Annotated in this window: 13 protein-coding genes and 1 rRNA gene; 5 read left to right on the forward strand and 9 right to left on the reverse strand. The window is 70.4% G+C overall.

All coding sequences use genetic code 11. The features are described 5' to 3' along the window. The 4 genes from OO68_RS33655 to thyX all read right to left on the reverse strand — a co-directional run. Positions 1–96 (reverse strand): 16S ribosomal RNA (locus tag OO68_RS33655); the annotation flags it as partial. A gap of 462 nt (positions 97–558) precedes the next feature. Beyond that, positions 559–2,244: a ribonuclease J gene (locus OO68_RS33660; RefSeq protein ID WP_033313012.1), complete on the reverse strand. Its 1,686-nt coding sequence runs from the start codon at positions 2,242–2,244 to the stop codon at positions 559–561. Between the two features lie 155 nt (positions 2,245–2,399). Continuing rightward, a complete protein-coding gene (gene dapA / locus OO68_RS33665) occupies positions 2,400–3,299 on the reverse strand; it encodes a 4-hydroxy-tetrahydrodipicolinate synthase (protein WP_033313014.1) in 900 nt (299 codons plus the stop codon). Between the two features lie 217 nt (positions 3,300–3,516). Further along, positions 3,517–4,257 carry an FAD-dependent thymidylate synthase gene (thyX, locus tag OO68_RS33670; protein ID WP_033313015.1) on the reverse strand — a complete coding sequence of 247 codons (741 nt, stop codon included), beginning with the start codon at positions 4,255–4,257 and terminating at the stop codon, positions 3,517–3,519. A 176-nt stretch (positions 4,258–4,433) separates the two neighbouring features. Here thyX and OO68_RS33675 point away from each other — a divergent pair, with 176 nt between their 5' ends. Then, complete coding sequence (locus OO68_RS33675; RefSeq protein WP_033313016.1) at positions 4,434–4,673, forward strand: hypothetical protein; 240 nt, start codon at positions 4,434–4,436, stop codon at positions 4,671–4,673. Between the two features lie 112 nt (positions 4,674–4,785). Continuing rightward, on the forward strand, positions 4,786–5,334 hold the full coding sequence (locus OO68_RS33680) for an SCO5741 family PH domain-containing membrane protein (RefSeq protein WP_033313017.1): 549 nt from the start codon (positions 4,786–4,788) through the stop codon (positions 5,332–5,334). Between the two features lie 61 nt (positions 5,335–5,395). Here the strand turns inward: OO68_RS33680 and OO68_RS33685 are convergent, their stop codons facing one another. The 5 genes from OO68_RS33685 to rpsO form a co-directional block, all read right to left on the reverse strand. Then, positions 5,396–5,851, reverse strand: a complete 456-nt coding sequence (locus tag OO68_RS33685) for a tetratricopeptide repeat protein (RefSeq protein ID WP_033313018.1) — start codon at positions 5,849–5,851, stop codon at positions 5,396–5,398. A gap of 13 nt (positions 5,852–5,864) precedes the next feature. Continuing rightward, positions 5,865–6,617, reverse strand: a complete 753-nt coding sequence (dapB, locus tag OO68_RS33690; protein ID WP_033313020.1) for a 4-hydroxy-tetrahydrodipicolinate reductase — start codon at positions 6,615–6,617, stop codon at positions 5,865–5,867. A gap of 42 nt (positions 6,618–6,659) precedes the next feature. After that, positions 6,660–8,039: a M16 family metallopeptidase gene (locus OO68_RS33695; RefSeq protein ID WP_033313022.1), complete on the reverse strand. Its 1,380-nt coding sequence runs from the start codon at positions 8,037–8,039 to the stop codon at positions 6,660–6,662. Next, positions 8,036–10,252, reverse strand: coding sequence for a polyribonucleotide nucleotidyltransferase (locus OO68_RS33700; protein ID WP_033313023.1), 2,217 nt, complete (start codon positions 10,250–10,252; stop codon positions 8,036–8,038). The genes OO68_RS33695 and OO68_RS33700 overlap by 4 nt, the downstream gene beginning before the upstream one ends. A 286-nt stretch (positions 10,253–10,538) precedes the next feature. After that, positions 10,539–10,826 (reverse strand): 30S ribosomal protein S15, encoded by a 288-nt coding sequence (rpsO, locus tag OO68_RS33705; protein WP_003993372.1) that lies wholly within the window; start codon positions 10,824–10,826, stop codon positions 10,539–10,541. Positions 10,827–11,094: 268 nt separating this feature from the next. Between rpsO and OO68_RS33710 the strand changes: the two genes are divergently transcribed. From OO68_RS33710 to OO68_RS33725, 3 genes are all read left to right on the forward strand, one after another. Next, the gene (locus tag OO68_RS33710) at positions 11,095–11,391 is read left to right on the forward strand and encodes a DUF397 domain-containing protein (protein ID WP_033313025.1); all 297 of its coding nucleotides are present in this window, start codon (positions 11,095–11,097) and stop codon (positions 11,389–11,391) included. A 456-nt stretch (positions 11,392–11,847) separates the two neighbouring features. Next, a complete protein-coding gene (locus tag OO68_RS43225) occupies positions 11,848–15,603 on the forward strand; it encodes an SCO5717 family growth-regulating ATPase (protein ID WP_106974485.1) in 3,756 nt (1,251 codons plus the stop codon). Positions 15,604–15,899: 296 nt separating this feature from the next. Further along, positions 15,900–17,753 (forward strand): ABC transporter substrate-binding protein, encoded by a 1,854-nt coding sequence (locus OO68_RS33725; RefSeq protein WP_033313030.1) that lies wholly within the window; start codon positions 15,900–15,902, stop codon positions 17,751–17,753. Position 17,754: the final 1 nt, after the last annotated feature.

Raw genomic sequence — 17,754 nt, forward strand, 5'->3', positions numbered from 1 at the left:
GCCACTAATCCCCACCGAAGTGGTTCATCGTTCGACTTGCATGTGTTAAGCACGCCGCCAGCGTTCGTCCTGAGCCAGGATCAAACTCTCCGTGAATGTGTACCGGTAATCCGGTGCAACACCACGAGAGCGGAACAGTCAGGCGGAATAGGCCCGACCGTTCACAGCGTCCTCGCTGTGTTATTTCAAAGGAACCTCGACCATCGGTTGTCCGATCTGTTGAGTTCTCAAGGAACGGTCGCTTCCTTTGTACTCACCCTCTCAGGCTTTCCTCCGGGCGCTTCCCTTCGGTGTTGCGTTTCCGACTCTATCAGATCTTTCCGACCCGATTTCCTCGGCGCTTTCCAGGTTCCCGCTTTCGCGTTTCCCTTTCCGGCGGTTCCGACTTTATCAGAAGTTCTGAGTCGGATTTCCCGCCCCGGCCGGGCATGGTCCCTGGTGCCTGAGTTGGCCCGGGTGCCCCGTCGGGAGGAGTTGTAAACCTACTGGAGCGGGGCGCCTCGATGCAAATCGAGGCGCCCCGCTCCCAGTTGGCGTCGGCTCAGACCCGACGGGCCGTCAGACCTCCACCACCACAGGCAGGATCATCGGGCGGCGCCGGTAGGTGTCCGAGACCCACTTGCCCAGCGTGCGGCGTACGAGCTGCTGGAGCTGGTGGGGTTCGACCACGCCGTCCTGGGCGGAGCGTTCGAGCACCTCCGTGATCCTGGGGATCACGTCGGCGAAGGCGGAGTCCTCGATGCCGGAGCCTCTGGCCTGGATGTGCGGGCCGCCGGTGATCTTCCCGGTGGAGGAGTCGATGACCAGGAAGACCGAGATGATGCCCTCGTCGCCGAGGATCCTGCGGTCCTTCAGGGCCGGCTCGCCCACGTCACCGACGGAGAGGCCGTCGACGTAGACGTAGCCCGCCTGGACCTTGCCGGAGATCTTGGCCTTGCCCTCGATGAGGTCGACGGCGACGCCGTCCTCGGCGATGACGATGCGGTCGTGCGGGACGCCGGTCAGGGCGCCCAGCTCGGCGTTGGCCCGGAGGTGGCGCCATTCGCCGTGCACCGGCATCAGGTTCTTCGGGCGGCAGATGTTGTAGAAGTACAGCAGCTCGCCCGCGGAGGCGTGGCCGGAGACGTGGACCTTGGCGTTGCCCTTGTGGACGACGTTGGCGCCCCAGCGGGTCAGGCCGTTGATCACGCGGTAGACCGCGTTCTCGTTGCCGGGGATCAGGGACGACGCCAGGATGACCGTGTCGCCCTGGACGATGCGGATCTGGTGGTCGCGGTTGGCCATGCGGGACAGGGCCGCCATCGGTTCGCCCTGGGAGCCCGTGCAGACCAGGACGACCTCGCTGTCCGGGAGGTCGTCGAGCGTCTTTACGTCCACGACCAGGCCCGGGGGGACCCTCAGGTAGCCCAGGTCCCGCGCGATGCCCATGTTGCGGACCATGGAGCGGCCGACGAAGGCGACGCGGCGGCCGTACTCGTGCGCGGCGTCCAGGATCTGCTGGATGCGGTGCACGTGGCTGGCGAAGCTCGCGACGATGATGCGCTTGCGGGCGCCCGCGAAGACCTGGCGCAGGACGTTGGAGATCTCCCGCTCGGGCGGGACGAAGCCCGGTACCTCGGCGTTCGTCGAGTCCGAGAGGAGGAGGTCGATGCCCTCCTCGCTCAGGCGTGCGAATGCGTGGAGGTCCGTGAGCCGGCTGTCCAGCGGGAGCTGGTCCATCTTGAAGTCGCCGGTGTGGACCGCCATGCCCGCGGGGGTGCGGATGGCCACGGCCAGCGCGTCCGGGATGGAGTGGTTGACCGCGATGAACTCGCAGTCGAAGGGGCCGATGCGCTCGCGGTGCCCCTCCGCCACCTCCAGCGTGTAGGGGCGGATGCGGTGCTCCTGGAGCTTGGCCTCGATGAGGGCGAGGGTCAGCTTGGAGCCGATCAGCGGGATGTCCGGCTTCTCGCGCAGGAGGAAGGGGACACCGCCGATGTGGTCCTCGTGGCCGTGCGTGAGCACGATGCCCTCGATGTCGTCGAGGCGGTCCCTGATGGACGAGAAGTCCGGCAGGATCAGGTCGATGCCGGGCTGCTCCTCCTCGGGGAAGAGCACTCCGCAGTCGACGATCAGGAGGCGGCCGCCGAATTCGAAGACCGTCATGTTCCGGCCGATTTCGCCGAGGCCGCCGAGCGGAGTGACGCGCAGGCCGCCCTCGGGGAGCGGCGGGGGCGTACGGAGTTCGGGATGCGGATGACTCAAAAGACTCTCCTCACCACGCACGCCACGTACCGGTGGGGCACGTGGCGCGCGTGACGTTCGTGCAGAAGCAGTTGTCTGTGTGGGGTGTGCGGGCACCGGTGGCCCGCTTATTCAGTTGTGAAGCAGTTGCGCGGGGATCCGCGCGAAGTCTGATGTCAGAGCTGTACCCCGCCGGCGGCAAGATCGATCTTGAGTTGTTCGATCTCCTCGGGCGCGCACTCGACCATGGGGGCGCGCAGCGGCCCGCCGGGCAGCCCCTGGAGGGCGAGTGCCGCCTTGGTCGTCATCACGCCCTGGGTGCGGAACATACCCGTGTACACGGGGAGCAGCTGCTGGTGGATCTCGGTGGCCTTCTGGACGTCGCCCGAGGTGTACGCCTCGACCAGGGCGCGCAGCTCGGGGGTGACGACGTGGCCGACGACGGAGACGAAGCCGACCGCGCCGACCGAGAGCAGGGGCAGGTTCAGCATGTCGTCGCCGGAGTACCAGGCGAGGCCGGAGCGGGCGATGGCCCAGCTGGCGCGGCCGAGGTCGCCCTTGGCGTCCTTGTTGGCGACGATCCGCGGGTGCTCGGAGAGGCGGACGAGCGTCTCGGTGTTGATCGGGACGCCGCTGCGGCCGGGGATGTCGTAGAGCATCACCGGGAGGCCGGTGGTGTCGGCGACCGCCGTGAAGTGCCGGTAGAGGCCCTCCTGCGGGGGCTTGTTGTAATACGGGGTCACGACGAGCAGGCCGTGCGCGCCGATGCGCTCTGCTGCACGGGCGAGTTCCATGCTGTGGTGCGTGTCGTTGGTGCCGACTCCGGCCACCACGTGGGCGCGGTCTCCGACCGCCTCCAGGACGGCCCGCACGAGATCCGCTTTCTCCGCGTCGCTGGTGGTCGGGGACTCGCCGGTGGTGCCGTTGATGATCAGGCCGTCGTTGCCTGCGTCCACCAGGTGGGCGGCGAGCCGCTGCGCGCCGTCGAGGTCGAGTGCGCCGTCCGCCGTGAAGGGCGTGACCATGGCGGTGAGGACCCGCCCGAAGGGGGTCTGCGGAGTCGAGGTCGGAGCCATGGGTTACACGCTACTCGTTGCTCAGGACCGGGTCTGCCCGCGGGGCAGGTGACAAGTCGCGACAAAAGTGGAGCCCGGCACTGCCTGCTCGGGGGTTCAAGCAGTGCCGGACCCGTTTGATCAGGCTAGATGAACTTCTCCAAATGCCGCAATACGGACACTTCGCGCGGCTGAACCGTACATCTGTACCTGGCCGGGGGCCTGGGGCCCCGGCCCGTTACGGCGCCACTCGTCCGTTCGCGTTGAAGGCGGCGTACGTGAGCGGCATGAGCCGGGACCACTCGGCCTCCATCTTCTCGCCGACCATCTCGATCTCGCGCTGCGGGAAGGACGGGACCTTCGCCAGCTCGTGCTGGGTGCGCAGGCCGAGGAAGTGCATCAGCGAGCGGGCGTTGCAGGTGGCGTACATCGACGAGTACAGGCCGACCGGGAGGACCGCCCGGGCCACCTCGCGGGCGACGCCGGCGGCGAGCATCTCCTGGTAGGCCTCGTACGCCTGCCGGTAGGAGTCCTCCATCACACGGCCGACGAGCTCCTGCTGGGCCTGGGTGCCCTCCACGAAGACGTACTTGCCCGGGCGGCCCTCCTGGACCAGTTTGCGGGACTCGTCCGGGACGTAGAAGACGGGCTGGAGCTCGCGGTAACGGCCGCTCTCCTCGTTGTACGACCAGCCGACGCGGTGCCGCATGAACTCGCGGAAGACGAAGATCGGGGCGCTGATGAGAAAGGTCATCGAGTTGTGCTCGAAGGGGCTGCCGTGCCGGTCCCGCATCAGGTAGTTGATCAGGCCCTTGGAACGCTCGGGGTCCTTCTTCAGCTCGTCCAGGGACTGCTCGCCCAGGGTCGAGACGCGGGCGGCGAAGAGGACGTCCGCGTCGGACGCGGTGTGCTTGACCAGCTCGACGGTGACGTCGCTGCGGTAGCTGGGCTTGAGGTCGTCGGCGGGGGTGTCGGTCACGGTTGGCAGGGCCTTCCCATCTCGTCGTGTGGCGACGCCACTCTACGGCCCGGCCAATTCAGTGCGATCGGTGGCGTGCCGCAATGAAGTTGGTGAAACAGGGCACCTCTGAGGGAGTTCGTTCGTCTCTACAGACGAAAGTGATCCGTTCCACCCTTGAAGGAGACGTACCCCTGATGTTCGGTCGGCGTGAACCCGTACCGTTTGCCTTCGTCGCCGAGGCCGACAGGTTCCGCAGCAATGTCACTCCCCCACCGCGCGAGCGGTCGTCCGTCGGTGAGGTGGCCGGCCGCTGGCTGCTGGGGGTCACCCTCGTGGCGGGGCTCGTGGGGTCCCTGCTCATCGGGACTCCCGCGCTGACGCCCGACAAGACGGCTGATCAGCCTCAGCAGTCACAGGCGTCCGAGAGGCGCTGAACCGCACCGCACCGGCGGTGACTCCATCCGGCCCCCCGCCAGTGGTGACCGGGGACACAGATCGGTAGCCTCACCGGGCACAGCCCACGCATGGATCGAGTGAGGACCAGCCGTGCCCCTGCCCTTCCTGACGGCCGACCGCGTTTTCGAGGCGGCGGACGACGTTCCGCTGCCCCACGACGACCGTGACCGCTGGCGGCGGCCGTACCGGCCCGGGCCGTGGCGCGTCGCCGTCGCGGCGCTGGCGCTGCTGCTCGCCTCGTTCGTGCTGTTCGCCGCGGTCATCATCGCCGCGACGGCCGAACCGACGTCGGCCGGGATCGTGTTCGCCCTCGCGCTGCTCGTCATCGCCGCGGCGCTGCGGCTGCTGCGCATGGGCGTGTGGGTCAGCGCCCGCGGGCTGCGGAACGTGGGTTTCCTCACGACACGTACGGCGCCCTGGGCGCAGGTCGTCTCCGTGCGTACGGTGCAGCAGCCGGTGCGCTGGCTGGGGCTGCCGCGGACCGTGCAGGGGCAGGCGCTGCTGCTCGGACGTCAGGGAGCAGGCGGCATGCCGCCCCTGATGACGACGCACAACGCGGACTTCCTGGGCCGCGCGGTGGCTTTCGACCGGGCGGCGGACTCGGTCGAGGCGTGGGCCGAGGAGTACGGCCCGCGCTGACCTCCTCCCTGTCATGGCGGCGGGGCCGGACCGTTTGCACGGTCCGGCCCCGCCGTCATGTTCAGGCCGCTTCCGGCTGCTTGCCGTCGTGCAGGGCGATCGCGCGCTGCATCGCCTTGCGGGCACGGGGGGTGTCGCGGGCGTCATGGTAGGCGACGGCGAGGCGGAACCAGGTGCGCCAGTCGTCGGGGGCGTCCTCCGTCTCGGCCTTGCGCTTGGCGAAGACCTCGTCGGCGGAGTCGCGGTCGATGCGCCCGCTGGGGGTGCGCCGCAGTTCGTCGACGGGCAGACCGCCCTCGGCGTCGAGTTCGGCGGCGAGTTGGCTCGCCTTGCGGGCGAACTGGGTGTTCTTCCACAGGAACCACAGGCCGATGACCGGCAGGATCAGCACCGCGACACCGAAGGTGACGGTGAGGGGCGTGCCGGTCTCGATGAGCAGGACGCCGCGGCTGCCGACCAGGACGAAGTAGACGACCAGGACGGCGGCCGTGAGGGCGTAGGTGAGCTTCGCGCGCATGACGGTCAGAGACTCAGTTCAGGTCCAGGAAGTGTTCCAGGCCAAAGGTCAGGCCCGGGGTGCTCACCACGCGGCGGACGCCGAGCAGGATGCCCGGCATGAAGCTGCTGTGGTGGAGGGAGTCGTGGCGGATGGTGAGCGTCTCGCCCTCGCCGCCCAGGAGGACCTCCTGGTGGGCCAGCAGGCCGCGCAGGCGGACGGAGTGCACGGGAATGCCGTCGACGTCCGCGCCCCGCGCGCCGTCCAGAGCCGTCTCCGTGGCGTCGGGTGCCTGGGCCGCACCCGCCTCGGCACGAGCCGACGCGATGAGCTGGGCCGTGCGCGTGGCGGTGCCCGATGGCGCGTCGACCTTCTTCGGGTGGTGGAGCTCGATGACCTCCACCGACTCGAAGTACGGTGCCGCGATCTGGGCGAACTTCATGTTCAGTACGGCCCCGATGGAGAAGTTCGGCGCGATGAGCACGCCCGTCTCCGGGGAGGTGGACAGCCAGCCGTTCAGCTGCGCGAGGCGCTCGTCGGTCCAGCCGGTGGTGCCGACGACCGTGTGGATGCCGTGGCCGACGCAGAATTCGAGGTTGGCCATGACCGAGTCGGGCGTGGTCAGTTCGACCGCGACCTGGGCGCCCGATTCGGTCAGGGTCTCCAGCTTGTCGCCCCGGCCGAGGGCGGCGACCAGTTCGAGGTCGTCGGCGGCTTCGACGGCTCGTACGGCTTCGGAGCCGATCCGGCCCTTGGCGCCGAGGACCGCCACGCGCAGCTTGCTCATCTCTTGTGCTTCCTTCCCCAGGGATCGGTCAGGAGGGATTGGTCAGGCGACGGCATCGTTCAGGCGGGCCGCCTGTTTGTCCTTCAGCGGGCCGATGACCGACAGGGAGGGCCGCCGTCCCAGGATCTCGCGGGCGACCTCGCGGACGTCGTCCGGGGTGACCGACGTTATCCGGGCCAGCATGTCGTCGACGGACATCTGCTCGCCCCAGCACAGCTCGCTCTTGCCGATACGGTTCATCAGCGCGCCGGTGTCCTCCAGGCCGAGGACCGTGGAGCCCCGGAGCTGGCCGATGGCCCGTGCGATCTCGTCGTCGGAGAGGCCGTGCTCGGCGACGTGGTCGAGTTCGTCGCGGCAGATCTTCAGCACGTCGTGCACCTGCGAGGGCCTGCAGCCGGCGTAGACGCCGAACAGGCCGCAGTCGGCGAAGCCGGAGGTGTACGAGTACACGCTGTAGGCCAGGCCGCGCTTCTCGCGGACCTCCTGGAAGAGGCGGGAGGACATGCCGCCACCGAGGGCGGTGTTCAGCACGCCCAGGGCCCAGCGACGCTCGTCCGTGCGGGACAGGCCGGGCATGCCGAGCACGACGTGCGCCTGCTCGGTCTTGCGGTCGATCAGGTCGACGCGGCCCGCGGTGCGCAGGGCCCGCTTGCCGCTGCGCGGGGCGACGGGGTCGGCGGCGAGGTCCTTGAGGGCACCGGCCTCCTCGAAGGCGGTGCGGACCTGTCGTACGACCTTGGCGTGGTCGATGTTGCCGGCGCAGGCGACGACCAGGTGCGTGGGGTCGTAGTGCTTCTTGTAGAAGCGGCGGATGCGGTCGGCGGTGAGGGCGTTGACCGTGTCGACCGTGCCGAGGACCGGGCGGCCGAGGGGGTTGTCGCCGAACATCGTGTGCGCGAACAGGTCGTGCACGCAGTCGCCCGGGTCGTCCTCGGTCATGGCGATCTCTTCGAGGATCGCGCCGCGCTCGACGTTGACGTCCTCTTCGAGGATGAGGGAGCCCGTGAGCATGTCGCAGACGACATCGATGGCGAGCGGCAGGTCGGTATCGAGCACGCGTGCGTAGTAGCACGTGTACTCCTTCGCCGTGAACGCGTTCATCTCGCCGCCGACCGCGTCGAGCGCGGCGGAGATGTCCAGGGCGGACCTGTGGCCGGTGCCCTTGAAGAGCAGGTGCTCCAGGTAGTGGGTGGCGCCGTTCAGGGCTGGGGTCTCGTCGCGGGAGCCGACGTGCGCCCAGATGCCGAAGGTCGCGGAGCGGACCGAGGGCAGGGTTTCGGTGACGATGCGCAGGCCGCCCGGGAGGGTGGTCTTGCGGACCGTGCCGATGCCGTTCTGGCCCTTGATGAGGGTTTGGGTACGGGCGACGGCCCGCGCCTCCGAAGAGGTGCGGGCCGTCGCCTGGAAGCCGCGGGACGTCACTTGTCGCCGTCGTCCTTCTTCTCGTCGCCTTCTTCGCCCTCGATGACCGGGATCAGGGAGAGCTTGCCGCGGGAGTCGATCTCGGCGATCTCGACCTGGACCTTGTGGCCCACACCGAGGACGTCCTCGACGTTCTCCACGCGCTTGCCGCCGGCGAGCTTGCGGATCTGCGAGATGTGCAGCAGACCGTCCTTGCCCGGGAGCAGCGACACGAACGCGCCGAAGGTGGTCGTCTTCACGACCGTGCCCAGGTAGCGCTCGCCGACCTCCGGCATGGTCGGGTTGGCGATGCCGTTGATCGTGGTGCGGGCGGCCTCGGCGGACGGTCCGTCGACCGCGCCGATGTAGATCGTGCCGTCGTCCTCGATCGTGATGTCGGCGCCGGTGTCCTCCTGGATCTGGTTGATCATCTTGCCCTTGGGGCCGATGACCTCGCCGATCTTGTCCACGGGGATCTTGACGGTGATGATCCGCGGGGCGTTCGGGGACATCTCGTCCGGCGTGTCGATCGCTTCCATCATCACGTCGAGGATGTGGAGGCGGGCGTCACGGGCCTGCTTGAGGGCCGCGGCCAGGACGGAGGCCGGGATGCCGTCCAGCTTGGTGTCGAGCTGGAGGGCGGTCACGAACTCCTTGGTGCCGGCGACCTTGAAGTCCATGTCGCCGAAGGCGTCCTCCGCACCGAGGATGTCGGTGAGGGTGACGTAGTGCGTCTCGCCCTCGATCTCCTGGGAGATCAGGCCCATGGCGATACCGGCGACGGGGGCCTTCAGCGGCACACCGGCGTTCAGCAGCGACATGGTGGAGGCGCAGACCGAGCCCATGGACGTCGAGCCGTTGGAGCTCAGCGCCTCGGAGACCTGGCGGATCGCGTAGGGGAACTCCTCGCGCGTCGGCAGGACCGGCACGAGGGCGCGCTCGGCGAGGGCGCCGTGGCCGATCTCGCGGCGCTTGGGGGAGCCGACGCGGCCCGTCTCACCGGTGGAGTAGGGCGGGAAGTTGTAGTTGTGCATGTAGCGCTTGCGGGTCACCGGGGAGAGGGTGTCCAGCTGCTGCTCCATGCGGAGCATGTTGAGGGTGGTGACGCCCAGGATCTGGGTCTCGCCACGCTCGAACACGGCGGAGCCGTGGACCCGCGGGATGGCCTCGACCTCGGCGGCCAGGGTGCGGATGTCGGTGACACCGCGGCCGTCGATGCGCTTCTTCTCCTTGATGACGCGCTCACGGACCAGGGTCTTGGTCAGCGAGCGGTACGCGGCGGAGATCTCCTTCTCGCGGCCTTCGAACTCCGGCAGGAGCTTCTCGGCGGCGAGCGCCTTGACGCGGTCCAGCTCGGACTCGCGCTCCTGCTTGCCGGCGATGGTCAGCGCGGAGGCGAGCTCCGGCTTGACGGCGGCGGTGAGCGCCTCCAGGACGTCGTCCTGGTAGTCGAGGAAGATCGGGAACTCGCCGGTGGGCTTGGCGGCCTTCGCGGCGAGGTCGGCCTGGGCCTTGCACAGCACCTTGATGAAGGGCTTCGCGGCCTCCAGACCGGCGGCGACGACCTCCTCGGTGGGCGCCTCGGCGCCGCCCTTGACCAGCTGGATGGTCTTCTCGGTGGCCTCGGCCTCGACCATCATGATCGCGACGTCGCCGTCCTCCAGGGTGCGGCCCGCGACGACCATGTCGAAGACGGCGTCCTCGAGCTCGGAGTGCGTCGGGAAGGCCACCCACTGGTTGCTGATCAGCGCGACGCGGACGCCGCCGATCGGGCCGGAGAAGGGCAGGCCGGCCAGCTGCGTGGACGCGGACGCGGCGTTGATCGCGACGACGTCGTACAGGTGGTCGGGGTTGAGCGCCATGATCGTGGCGACGACCTGGATCTCGTTGCGCAGGCCCTTCTTGAAGGACGGGCGCAGCGGGCGGTCGATCAGGCGGCAGGTGAGGATCGCGTCCTCGGAGGGACGGCCCTCACGGCGGAAGAAGCTGCCGGGGATCTTGCCGGCGGCGTACATCCGCTCCTCGACGTCCACCGTGAGGGGGAAGAAGTCGAGCTGGTCCTTGGGGTTCTTGGAGGCGGTGGTGGCCGACAGCACCATGGTGTCGTCGTCCAGGTACGCCACGGCGGAGCCGGCGGCCTGCTTGGCCAGGCGGCCCGTCTCGAAGCGGATGGTGCGGGTGCCGAAGGCGCCGTTGTCGATGACGGCCTCGGCGTAGTGGGTCTCGTTCTCCACTAGTGTTTTCTCCTCGTCCTCGTCGCCCTGCCCGTGTGGCAGGGGGACGGTTGCGGAGAAGCGCGCCGTGCTGTGCGGGCCGGTCTTCGATCGAAGCACCCGGGGTTCACTCTCCCGGGGGCCACTACCGAGGACCGGCGGCGGCTGGGTGCGCCTCTCCTCTTCTTGTCGTGCTGTGTCGTCCGTATTGCGTTGTGCTACCACACTACAAAGCAGTGGTGACACTCCGCACGTACAGCAAAGGGAGCGGCCCCGATTTCCCGGGAACCGCTCCCCTCACGGCGTCTTACTTGGCGCCCGCCGCACCGCGGCGGATGCCGAGGCGGTCGACCAGCGCGCGGAAGCGCTGGATGTCCTTCTTCGCCAGGTACTGGAGAAGGCGGCGGCGCTGACCCACGAGGATCAGCAGACCACGGCGGGAGTGGTGGTCGTGCTTGTGGGTCTTGAGGTGCTCGGTCAGGTCCGAGATGCGGCGCGAGAGCATGGCGACCTGGACCTCGGGGGAGCCGGTGTCGCCCTCCTTCTGGCCGAACTCGGTGATGATCTGCTTCTTCGTAGCGGCGTCGAGCGGCACGCGTACTCCTCGTAGTCTGTGATGGCCACCGAGTGCCCCCGGTCGGTGTCTCGGGGGAGCTTCCATGACTCGGAAGGCGGGGATCCGCTGGGCGCGGCCTCCAGAGCGGTGAGCTCCGGGGGTGCGTACACAAACGGCCGTCGACCAGCGTACCAGGCGGCCGGGGGCCTCTTTGCCCTGGTCCTTCGAACCCCCCAGCCGGAGCGGAGGGGGCCACTAGGGTGAGCAGATTCGGATCGTTCGTACGTCGGGAAGGGGTCGCTGCGGCATGGCGGAGACGGCTGAGGAGATCAAGGCACGCAAGGAGCGGGAGCGGGACGAGCTCTACGCCCTCGACATCTCCGGTGTCGAGTGGCACAGCGCGCCGGGCACCGAGGGGCACGAGGAGCGGGTCGAGATCGCCTACCTGCCCGAGGGGGCCGTGGCGATGCGGTCGTCGCTCGACCCGGACACGGTGCTGCGCTACACGGAGGCGGAGTGGCGGGCGTTCGTGCTGGGGGCCCGGGACGGGGAGTTCGATCTTGAGCCGGGGGCGCGCGACGGAGTGCCTGACGCCGGGCAGTAGGCGTCACGATGGACGACGAGGGGTGAGCCGGTGAACGGCCGCCCCTCTTCGCATGTCTCCTCCGCCGCAAGGCGACTGCTTCCTCATGGCCTCAAGGCGGCTGTTCCGCAAGGCGGTTCACGACTCTTCACATATGTCGTCCCTTTTCTTCACCAAAGTGCGTGCCGTATACGTCACTTCCGGGCACCTTCTGGGCAGGTTGTGACGCGGCGGACGGCTGCTCGGGGGTGGACGGGCCTGCCGTGGCGGGGCTTGTGGTGATTAGGCTGGGACGGGGCGCGCCGTCAGAACCCGTGGTAGGCGTCGGCGTCCCAGGGGGGAAGGCGGGGGAGCCTGTGGAGCGGACGACCTCGGACGACCTCGATACGCCTCAAACGACTTCGCACGACGTCGGACGACAAGCAAGGGTCGCCCCAGCACGGCATGAGGGTGCTCGACCACACCAGGAGGAACACTGTGAGCAGCGATCGGGACGGGATCCGCGGGGGCTGGGCGACACCCGGCGATGACCAGCCCGACGCGGAGTCCGCAGCGGAGGTGACGGGCGAGTTCACCATCGACTACGCGCCGCCCGCCTGGTACACGCAGAACGCCTCGGGCAACGCGAGCTCGGGGCAGGGGGCGGGGGCGTCCGAGGACTCCAGTGCTTCGGGGGCGCCCGGTTCCGGGCCGGGGGGTTCCGGTGTGCCCGGGGGTTCCGGGGCCGGGGCTTCCGGAACTCCGGGGGCCGCCGGGACGCCCGGTGTGCCCGGGAGGCCGAAGGGGCCGGTGCCGCCGCTGCCCGGGCTGACTCCGCCGCCGCACGCCAACCCTTCCGGTGGGCCTTCGTCCCTTCCGACGTCCCTGCCGGGGCAGGCCTCCGCACCGGTTCCGGCGCCGGCTCCCGGGGCGCCCTTCACCCCGCCCGCGCCGGCGCCCGCGCCGGGCGCTCCGTTCACGCCTCCCGCGCCCGCGCCGGGTACGCCCTTCACACCGCCGACGCCGCCCGCGCCTTCTTCGGGGGGTCCCTCGGCCGTGCCCAGGCTTCCGATGGGGAGCGGGTTCGAGCCGCGGGGCTCGCAGCCGGAGGCCTCGCAGCCGGAAGGCCGGCCTCAGGGGCAGACCGAGGCGCCCGCGGGTGGCGCGGCCTCTCCTACGGCTGTGCCGAACATCCCGGTCGCCGGGTACCAGTCGCCGTGGACGCCGTCGGCTCCACCGGAGGCACCGGCCGCTCCCGAGGCTCCGGCGACTCCGCCTGCCGCTCCGGCGACTCCGCCTGCCGCTCCGGAGACTGCGCCTGCCGCTCAGGACGCTCCGGGCGCTCCCGAGGCCGCGGCGGCTCCCGTCGATGCCGCGGAGCCGGAGAACGGCGATCTGGAGAGCGGCGCCACCATGCGTTTCTCCGCCGTCGCCCTGAAGCGCGATATCGAGGAGCGTGCCGCTGCGGAGGCGGCTTCCGCGACCGAGGCGCCCGAGGAGCCCGAGGAGCCCGAAGCCACCGGGGCGGAGGACGCCGACGGGGCCGACGGCGCTGCCCGTGCCGATGCCCCGGAGGACGAGGATCCCGGTGTGGAGGGCGACGACTCCGCGGTTTCGGAGTACGCGCTGGACGCGGACGCCTTCACCGACGTGCCGTCGGCCGAGGAGGCCCGGCCGGAGGACACCCGGCCGGAAGCCGAGGACGTCCCTGAGCCGCAGGTTGCGGCACCCGAGGACACCGAGTCCGACGGCAGCGAGGCCCAGGACGCCGGGCCGGAAGACGCCGCGGCCGACGAGACCGAGGCCGAGCAGGCGCAGCCCGAGGACGCCCTCCTCGACGCCGACGCCCCCTCCGACGAGCCTGCGGACGCGGTGCCGGCCGGGGCCGAGCAGGAGCGCGAGGACTCGGTGGCGCCCGCTGCCGAGCCGGCCGAGGCGCCCCCCGCCGACAGCGCGCCCGCGCAGGACGAGCCGGAGGACGCCGTACCGGCCGCGCCCGATGCCCGGCCGAGCGCGCCGTCCGACTCCACTCCCCCGCCCCCGCAGGGCATGCCGCCGCTGCCGCCGTCGTACCAGCCGGCCGCTCCGGCCCCGGCGAGCGAGTGGCCCGCCCCGCCGCCGCAGCAGCCCCCGGCGCAGCCCTCGGACGCGCACCCGCCCGTTCAGCCGCAGCCGACGGCCGCCCAGGGGCAGCCTCCGGTGCCGCCGCAGCCCTACGTGCCGGCCCAGCAGCCGCCGTTCCAGCCCCAGGCGCCGCAGCCCGCGCCGGCCGCGTGGAACCAGCAGCCCGCACCGACGCCGCCCGCCCAGCCCGTTCCGCAGCCCGGCTACGGCTTCCCGCACCCGGGAGCCCCGGCCCCGGCCGCGCCGAACGCGCAGGGCGGCTACGGCTTCCCGCACCCCGGTGCCCCCGGCCCGGCCGCACAGCCCCCGGCCCAGCAGCCGGACGGCCCGCACATGCCGAACGCCCAGGGCGGCTACGGCTTCCCCCAGCAGGGCGCCCCCGCCCCGGCCGCCCATCAGCCCCCGGCCCAGCACCCCGCGACTCCGCCCGCCCCCGCACCGGCCCCGCAGGACGGCTACGGCTTCCCGCAGCCCGGCGTCCCCGACGCCCAGGGCGGCTACGGCTTCCCCCAGCCGCCGGCCCAGCAGCCACAGCCCCAGGCGCAGCCCGGCGTACCCCCGCAGGCCCAGCCGCAGCCCGAGGCCCGGCCTCCGCACGCCGGGCAGCCCGACCCGTCGGGGCAGCCCCACCCCGGGCAGCAGCCGCCGCAGCAGCCCGTGGATCCCCGTACCGGTGCCGCCTGGCCGCAGCCCATGCAGCACGACCAGCGGCAGCCGACCAACCCGGGGGCGGCACCGCTCGGTTACACCGCTGCCGTGGAGCTGTCGTCCGACCGGCTGCTCAACAGCAAGAAGCAGAAGGCGAAGAGCAGCCGTCCGGCGGCCGGTGGCGGCCGGTTCAAGATCGGCGGAAAGAAGGAGGAGGCCGAGCGGCAGCGGAAGCTGGACCTGATCCGCACGCCCGTGCTGTCCTGCTACCGGATCGCCGTGATCAGCCTCAAGGGCGGTGTCGGCAAGACGACCACGACCACCGCGCTCGGCTCCACGCTCGCCACGGAACGGCAGGACAAGATCCTCGCGATCGACGCCAACCCGGATGCCGGCACCCTCGGGCGCCGCGTGCGGCGCGAGACCGGGGCGACCATCCGGGACCTCGTCCAGGCGATCCCCTACCTCAACTCGTACATGGACATCCGGCGGTTCACGTCCCAGGCGCCCTCCGGTCTGGAGATCATCGCCAACGACGTCGACCCGGCCGTGTCCACGACGTTCAACGACGAGGACTACCGGCGCGCGATCGACGTGCTGGGCAAGCAGTACCCGGTGATCCTCACCGACTCCGGTACCGGTCTGCTGTACAGCGCCATGCGCGGTGTGCTGGACCTCGCCGACCAGCTCATCATCATCTCGACGCCGTCCGTGGACGGGGCGAGCAGTGCGAGCACGACGCTGGACTGGCTGTCCGCGCACGGGTACGCCGACCTCGTCTCGCGGTCCATCACCGTCATCTCCGGGGTGCGCGAGACCGGCAAGATGATCAAGGTCGAGGACATCGTGGCGCACTTCGAGACGCGCTGCCGGGGCGTCGTCGTCGTGCCCTTCGACGAGCACCTGGCCGCCGGCGCCGAGGTCGACCTCGACATGATGCGGCCGAAGGTGCGGGAGGCGTACTTCAACCTCACGGCGATGGTCGCCGAGGACTTCATCCGCCACCAGCAGGCGCACGGCCTGTGGACGTCCGACGGAAACCCGCCGCCGGTCGCGGCCCCGCCGCTGCCCGGCCAGGCCATGCCGGGTCAGCCCGTGCCCGGTCAGCCCTACGCCCAGCCGGGACAGCCGCAGCCGTACCCCGGGCAGCAGCAGCCGGCGCCCGGCCAGCCGGGCCCGTATCCGCAGCAGCCGCAGCCCGGACAGCCGCATCCCCAGCCCGGCCAGCCGTACGCCCAGCCCGGTCAGCCCTACGCCCAGCCGGGGCAGCCGCAGCCGTACCCGCCGCAGGCCGCGGGTCAGCCGCCCTACCCGCAGCCCGGGCAGCCGGGCCATCCGGGGCAGCAGCCCGGGCAACCGGCGGCCCACCCCGGCCAGCCGTACCCGCAGCCGGGGCAGCCCCCGGCCGCTCCCCCGCAGCCCGGCTACGGCTACCCGCAGCCCGACGGGCAGACCCCGCCGCCCCCGCCTCCGACGCAGTAATCGCCTCACCCGATCGGCCCCTTTCCCGGGGCCGATCCCCGCCCGGCCCGCGCCGTTCCGACTCGGCGCGGGCCTCGGTGCGTTCAGGGGCGAATTCCGTTGCCAGGCCCTGGCCAGGAGCGCGTCAGTGGTCTCCACCAATGAGTGCGAAAAGCTCGCCAATTCGTTATTTCCGCAGGCCACAAGGGGTGAACACGCCGTTGACGGGCGGAGACGGCCGCTGGTACACACACATCACGCATCTGACTGCTGATCAACCCGTCCTTCCCGTCCGAGCGATGACGCGAGGTCCGACCATGGGCACGAACGATCAGAAACGCAGCCTCCCGCACGGCCTCCGGCTCGTCGCCCTGGCCGGGGCCGCCGCGCTCACCCTCACCGCCGGTCTCGCGACCCCGCTCGACCCGGCGCCCCAGCAGGCCCGCGCGGCCGACGACGGCAAGAAGGTGCTGACCGTCGCCGTGGCGCAGAGCGTGGACTCGCTCAGCCCGTTCCTGGCGGTCCGGCTGCTCAGCACGAGCATCCACCGGCTCATGTACGAGTACCTGACGAACTACGACCCCAAGGACAACCACGCCATCCCGGGCCTGGCCACCAAGTGGGAGCCGTCGCAGGACAAGCTGAAGTGGACGTACACGATCCGCGACAACTCCACGTGGTCGGACGGGCAGCAGGCCACCGCCGAGGACGCGGCGTGGACCTTCAACAAGATGATGACCGACACCGGCGCGGCCACGGCGAACGGCAGCTACGTCGGCAACTTCAGGAAGGTGACGGCCCCGAGCCCCACCAAGCTGGTCATCGAGCTGAAGAAGCCGCAGGCCACGATGGCCGCACTGGATGTGCCCATCGTGCCGAAGCACGTGTGGGAGAAGGTCTCGGACTTCTCCGAGTTCAACAATGACAAGAGCTTCCCCGTCGTGGGGAACGGGCCGTTCGTGCTGAGCGGCTACAAGGCCGACAGCTATGTCCGGCTCAAGGCCAACAAGAGCTTCTGGCGCGGGTCGCCGAAGTTCGACGAGCTGGTCTTCCGCTACTACAAGGACCAGGACGCCGCGGTCTCCGCGCTGCGCAAGGGCGAGGTGTCCTTCGTCGCCGGGTCCCCGTCCCTGACGCCCGCTCAGGCGGAGTCCCTGAAGGGCGCGGACAACATCCAGGTCAACGACGCCCCCGGCCGCCGCTTCTACGCCCTGGCCACCAACCCGGGAGCGAAGGCGAAGAACGGCGAGAAGTTCGGCGACGGCCACCCCTCGCTGCTGGACCAGCGGGTGCGCAACGCGCTGTTCCGGGCCGTGGACCGCGAGGCCATCATCGACAAGGTCTTCCGGGGCCACGCCGTCGAGGGCGCGGGCTACATCCCGCCGCGCTTCCAGGACTACTTCTGGAAGCCGTCCGCGAACCAGAAGCTGGCCTACGACCCGGCCGAAGCGGCGCGGCTGCTCGACCAGGCCGGGTACAAGAAGAACGGCGACGGCAAGCGCGTCGGCAAGGACGGCAAGCCCATCACCTACCGCGTGCTGTGCCACGCCACCGACCCGAACGACAAGGCGGTCGGCAAGTACCTCCAGGAGTGGTGGGGCAAGCTCGGCATCGGCGTCCGGCTCAACTGCCTGGACAACGTGACCGACCCCTGGCTGGCCGGCAAGTACGACCTGGCGTTCGACGGCTGGTCGGTCAACCCCGACCCGGACTTCGTGCTGTCCATCCACACCTGCGGGGCCCTTCCGGCGACCCCCGAGGAGACCGGCGCGACGGACAACTTCATCTGCGACAAGAAGTACGACGAGCTCTACGCCCGGCAGCTCACCGAGTACGACCCCGCCAAACGGGCGGACATCGTCAAGCAGATGGAGTCGCGGCTGTACGACCTCGGGTACATGAACGTCATGGCGTATCCGAACGCGGTCGAGGCCTTCCGGACGGACCAGATCAAGTCGATCACGACCATGCCGGCGAAGGCGGGCAACATCTACGGCCAGGACGGCTACTGGAGCTGGTGGTCGGCGGTGCCCGCGGACTCCGGCGGGTCCTCGGACAACGCGTCGTCGACGGGAGTCGTGGTCGGGATCGTCGCGGGTGTGGTGATCCTCGGCGGGCTCGGCGCCTTCGCGGCGATGCGGCGGCGGGCCACCGCCGAGGAACGCGAGTGAA

Source organism: Streptomyces iakyrus, from assembly GCF_000717055.1.
Taxonomy (GTDB): domain Bacteria; phylum Actinomycetota; class Actinomycetes; order Streptomycetales; family Streptomycetaceae; genus Streptomyces; species Streptomyces iakyrus.